The organism is Microcystis sp. M109S1 (assembly GCF_020247025.1).
Classification (GTDB): Bacteria; Cyanobacteriota; Cyanobacteriia; order Cyanobacteriales; family Microcystaceae; genus Microcystis.
In genome coordinates, this window is record NZ_JADBRW010000458.1 from 1 (window position 1) to 5,144 (window position 5,144).

At 40.2% G+C, this 5,144-nt stretch carries 1 protein-coding gene and 2 pseudogenes; 2 read left to right on the forward strand and 1 reads right to left on the reverse strand.

Going from position 1 to position 5,144, the window contains the following annotated elements; translation table 11 throughout:
* Positions 1-343, forward strand: a 343-nt coding sequence (locus tag IM322_RS22505) for a DUF29 domain-containing protein (RefSeq protein WP_287713332.1), incomplete at its 5' end; no start/stop codon positions are given.
* A gap of 77 nt (positions 344-420) precedes the next feature.
* On the opposite strand, the pseudogene IM322_RS23815 reads toward IM322_RS22505, so the two are convergent.
* Positions 421-4,382 (reverse strand): annotated as a pseudogene (locus IM322_RS23815) (Eco57I restriction-modification methylase domain-containing protein).
* A 309-nt stretch (positions 4,383-4,691) separates the two neighbouring features.
* Here IM322_RS23815 and IM322_RS22520 point away from each other — a divergent pair.
* A pseudogene (locus IM322_RS22520) lies at positions 4,692-4,955 on the forward strand (IS1634 family transposase); the annotation flags it as partial.
* Positions 4,956-5,144 lie beyond the last annotated feature (189 nt).

A 5,144-nucleotide genomic window follows, 5' to 3' on the forward strand; every position in this document is an offset into this window, starting at 1 on the left:
AATCATTTCCTTGGGTAAACAAGAATATCGAGAACTGGTGAGCCGTCTAACCGTTTTGGTAGGACATCTTCTCAAATGGGAATATCAGCCAGATAAACGTTCTCGCAGCTGGTTTTTGACGATTAGAGAACAGAGACGAGCGATCAGACGGCATCTAGAGGGTAATCCTAGTTTAAAATCCCGGATACCGACGGCTTTATCCGATGCTTTCGAGGCCGGGGTCGATTTGGCTTTACGCGAGACGGATTTACCGATACGGACTTTTCCCTCTCACTGTTCTTTCACCTTCGAGGACATCATGGCCGACCATTTTCTCTGCGATACGAGTCAGGATTGGCCGTAAATTTAACGGTTATACCACCTCGACGGGATCTGTATCTCAACAAGTAATTTAATTACGCGGGCAGCTGATTCTTTTTTTTACTCTCTCCCTTCAATAATTTTAATTTCTTCCTCGCTTAATCCATAGAGTTTATAAACAATTAGATCAATCAATTCATCGGTGGCGCTTAATTGTTGTTTTAGGGGTAAAAGTTTCTCTAGACTGGTTTGATATTCTTTTTCTAGGGTTTCCTGTATTTGGCGATCAAGCAAGTTAACGCTAATTTTCTTTTTGTTCTTTTTCAGTATCTCCCCAAGTTGCTCGAAGCTAAGATGAGGTTCGCTTTTTTGGTAGTCACCGAGATAGTTTTGGATTTTTGATTTGTTGGTTAAATTATTGATCGCACTGCCGATCATTCTCTCTAAATATCTCAAAAAGCTTTTGATTTCTTTTTGTTTTTCCCGATTTATCTCGATCATCTGTTCTGCTAAGTATGCCAGAATATCATGGACTATATCAGTTTCCTCTCTCCTAATATGCTCCTCGATTTTCTTTAATATCTCTTGCTTTTTTTGATAACTTTTAATAAGTTTCTCTAAGCACTGTTGACGGCGATCTTTAGCTGTGGTAAAAGATATTTTAGGAATAAAAATTACGTTTAGTTCGTAGGCATTAACATGATTAGTGGTACTTGTAAGGCTGAATCTCCATTCCGATAATTTTGAATTTAAAAAAGCTAGAACTGTTTCTAGTTTATATTGTGTATCTACAATATAACCAACTGTGTCAGAACAAAAAAATCCCTCTTGAATAGTTGTTGCTATTATCCGTCGATAATTATCGATTGCTGCACCTCTTTGATAGGCGATTCTTCTCTTTAAATGATCGTATGCTTTAACTTCTTTATTTGTACCACGTTTTTCAAGGAATTTTGTTTTATTTAAATACACTGGGTTTCCTTGTTTTGGCTTTTCGTAAAACTCATAACGACCTATATGCGCTCCACGAAGAACTATTTCACCTGGAGGATCATCTGATATAAATTCTTTGAATTGCTGATTGAACATAATCTCTCCAGGAGTCGGATAACCAATGGTTTTAAATAAAACACATCTAGGATTTTCACATAGGTTTAATAACAACTTCCAAGACTCCTGATTGACTGTTGGTATAGATAAATTATCAGGATCAAATTTATCAATTTTTTCAGCATTAGCATAATATCGACGAGAATATTCTAGAATATCTTTGCCGTCATGAGTTCTCATCGAGAAATCTAGTGGTAATATGCCATTAAAAAGAACATACACACAAGTGGATAATTTTGCTTCACGAAAAACCCGATTATTGGGGTCGTCTTTTTGCGGAAAAGCTTCAATACATATCAAACTGGTTTTTTGTAAAAGCTTACGTCTTAACTCAAATGTAAAACGATCACCTAGCAGTGACATAGGAACAATAAAGCTATGATAGCCATTTTTCTTAGCGAGACTTATAGCTTTGGCAACAAATAAACGATATAAGTTAACTCTAAATGCTCTAGCTTCTTTATAAATTTCTGTATTATCTACAAATTGTTTTTCGTCAATTACTCTACCGAGAGCGGATTCTGACAATTCATCATAAGGAGGATTACCGATAACTGCATCAAAACCGGGGTTATCTTTCCAAGAAGCGGAATCAAGATCGATAAAAACTTCGGGAAATTCCAGATCCCAGTGAAAAAAGTGCTTATCTTTATATAAACTAGCTGCTTGGTCTAAAATTCGTTGGTCTGATGGGGGTAACTTATCCCAATTAATTGCCGATATATTGCCACCGTAACGCTGCAGAAACTCGATAGCAGTTTTAACCCCAAAAAAGGGAGAGAGGAAAACATCTAATAAACGCTTGTAGGGTTTAGCTTGACTATCAAAATCACGGAATAACTGTTCACTTGCTTCCACTTCTGCAAAAGTCGCATCGCTGAGGGTACTAATTCCCCGCATAATTTCCGCGGCCCGAAGTAACCCGACAAAAGGGCCGGTTAAAAGAGTTAATTGACCACTTTCTTCCTCAATCATAGCGGCTTCTGCGTCCTTGGCGGTAGTTCCGATCAGAGAGTTACCACAACGTAAATGATGATCCAAAAAACTCAAAGGTGCGCCCACTGTGAAAGAATGTAACCAGAGACTAACCTTGGACAATTCTACGGCCATCGGATTGATATCTACCCCATAAATACAGCGCTTCATCACCACTCTTTGTAATAAGCTAAACGGCTTTTACTTCGGATCACCGATATAGACTCCAAAAGGGTTATAGCTATTGGATCATGCAGGTTAAGCGCCGTTTAGCTTAACTGCGTTGGTTCAAGGGTGGGAGAATCGAGAATAATTCCCTGTTGTCGGAGATTGTCGATAATATTTTGTCGGGTGGTTTCCAACATGGTTAAAACGGGATTATCTTCGGGATAAAGATTGAGAATCTGGATTAACTCATCGGTGAGATAGTCCACTGCTTCCACTAAAAAATGTCCGCTGCCCATGGCGGGGTCACAGAGTTTAAGATCAAGTAAGGTGGTGATCGCTTTTTTTTCTAAGCGTTGTAGCTCTTTTTGTAATCCCTGCTGACTGAGATTTCCTAAACGTCTATCGGCACTTTCTTGTCTTCGGGTGGCGATTTCTGTCATTAAATCCCCGAACTGTTGCGCTCTTTGCTCTAAAATTGGTTTGAGGGTATGACTGACAATATATTTAACAATGTAATCGGGAGTGTAATAGGAACCGGTGGCTTTTCTTTCCCCCCGATCATTTTCCAGATGTACCGATTCCCCCTCAATCACGATGCGATATTCCAGTAATCCTTCGTAAATTGATCCTAACTGTCGCACACCCAAAAAACTATAGTCGATCGGCTGTCCCTCAAAACGTGCTAACTTGTCTAAGATGGGCGCTAAAACCGCATCGGATAACTTATATTGACCGAGAAAACAATTCACCCGGCCTTCTTCCATATCAAATAAACCCCCGTTGTAACGAGGTACGGCTAAATTAGCATCCCCTCGATCGACAATGCGAAATAAACTGAGGAGAGCATCGTATATTCCCGTCGAGGTACGACTAAAGACCTGCTGACGATCGATTTTAACGGCAATTTCTCGCGTCTTTTGCAATAAGCTATAATCGCGATAGTCTCCCCTCACCGGCAGCAAGTCCCGCGCTTCCGCGTAGAGAAGAAATAATAATTTATACAGCAAGGATAAACTCGCCTCATACAATAAGTCTGGCTGTATGTCTGTATTTAATGATACAAAACCTTTAGAAATATCGGGAAAAATGCGATCGAAGACTAACTCTTTTAACTCGTTACCCACTCTGGTGGCATAGGTGGTACTTCCCTCCCGGACGCGTTCAAGGAAATTCTGACCGTGAATATCCTTAATAAAAGCCTCTTGACGGAAAAATAACCAGAAATACCGAAATTTTTGCCGATCTCCCCCTTCTAATAGTTCCATCAAATCTACCAGATAAAATTCCGTGGCAGTGGAGGACGCTTGACGGTAATATAAGCGCCATTCCCGACCATTGGTGAGAATACCCCAATCTACTCCCGTCCCCGTCAGGTAATTGGTGATCTGAAAGGAAGGATTACTATTTTTCCAGATATCTCGCTGATCATTCTTAGAAACGTCACTAAGAGAACGTTGCCAGTATTTGGCCTCAGCGATCGCTAAAACTTGACGATAAAAGGCTTTTTCATTATTCTGGAGAGCATAGGCTTGATAACGGTCATTTTCTCTGGCAAATAGAGCATAATCTGGCCTTTCTGACCTTCCTTTTCCTCTACTGCTTACCTGCGGTATATAACTAAAACCGAGAATTTCTAGAATCGGTTGTATTAATTCTGCTTCCGTTTGCGCTTCGTTAAGAGTCGGCAAAATCGCCTTTTTTTGTTGATAAAGACTCTCTAAGCGGCAAAATGCCACTGATACATCCTCTTGCCATTCCCCAGAATCCGGCAGCCGATGCTCAAGATAGTGTTGAGAAAAAAGTGGTTTATTGCCCGTTTGTCCTGACATGGCCGATTATCCTAGCATTGAGGGTATCTAGCCTAAAAATGAAGGGTTCGCAGGCAGGCACGGATTCCCATTATACAAGAAGTATAAGGCAAGTCTCCGATTTTGTCAAGGGTTTTGGCCAAAAAAAAATCGCCAAGACTTACCACAGCCGCAGGCGTAACTTATAGTCATTTCAGATAAGTCTGATACAGTCTAGACCGACAAAACCCTGATGAAATCTGGGATTGATATTCTCAATCTTAATTGAAATGACTATACTAATGGGGATGAAAATTAAAATTCTTCTGATTTCAAGCTAAGGACTAGACTGAGGATGAAGAAATTGATGATAGTTCCCTGAATGTGATTAAAGCGAGTCGCAGTGAATCCGCTCAGTCTAAAGAGAGAAAAAAACGGAATCAAGAGAACATCCCTGTGCATAGTTTTCGGACTTTATTGGAGGACGTGGGGACGATTTGCTTGCATACAGTAGAATGTACGATTAGAGAGGGAAGTTATCGTTTTTCTAAGATAACTAGACCGACTTCTCGGCAACAAAAGGCGTTAGATTTATTGGGAGTTTATCTTAAATGTCGGGTGAAGACCCTCAGTTTGACTGACGGGATGAAACCCGACCAATACAGAACAGCACTTCGACAGGCTCAGTGACAGGAAGCACCACTAAATCCTTGACAGTTTTGTGCAGGATATGTTAGAATAAAATAAGTTGTTTGAGGTCGATAAACAATGATTGTCTTAGAAATGAAGGCGGTAGTCAAACCA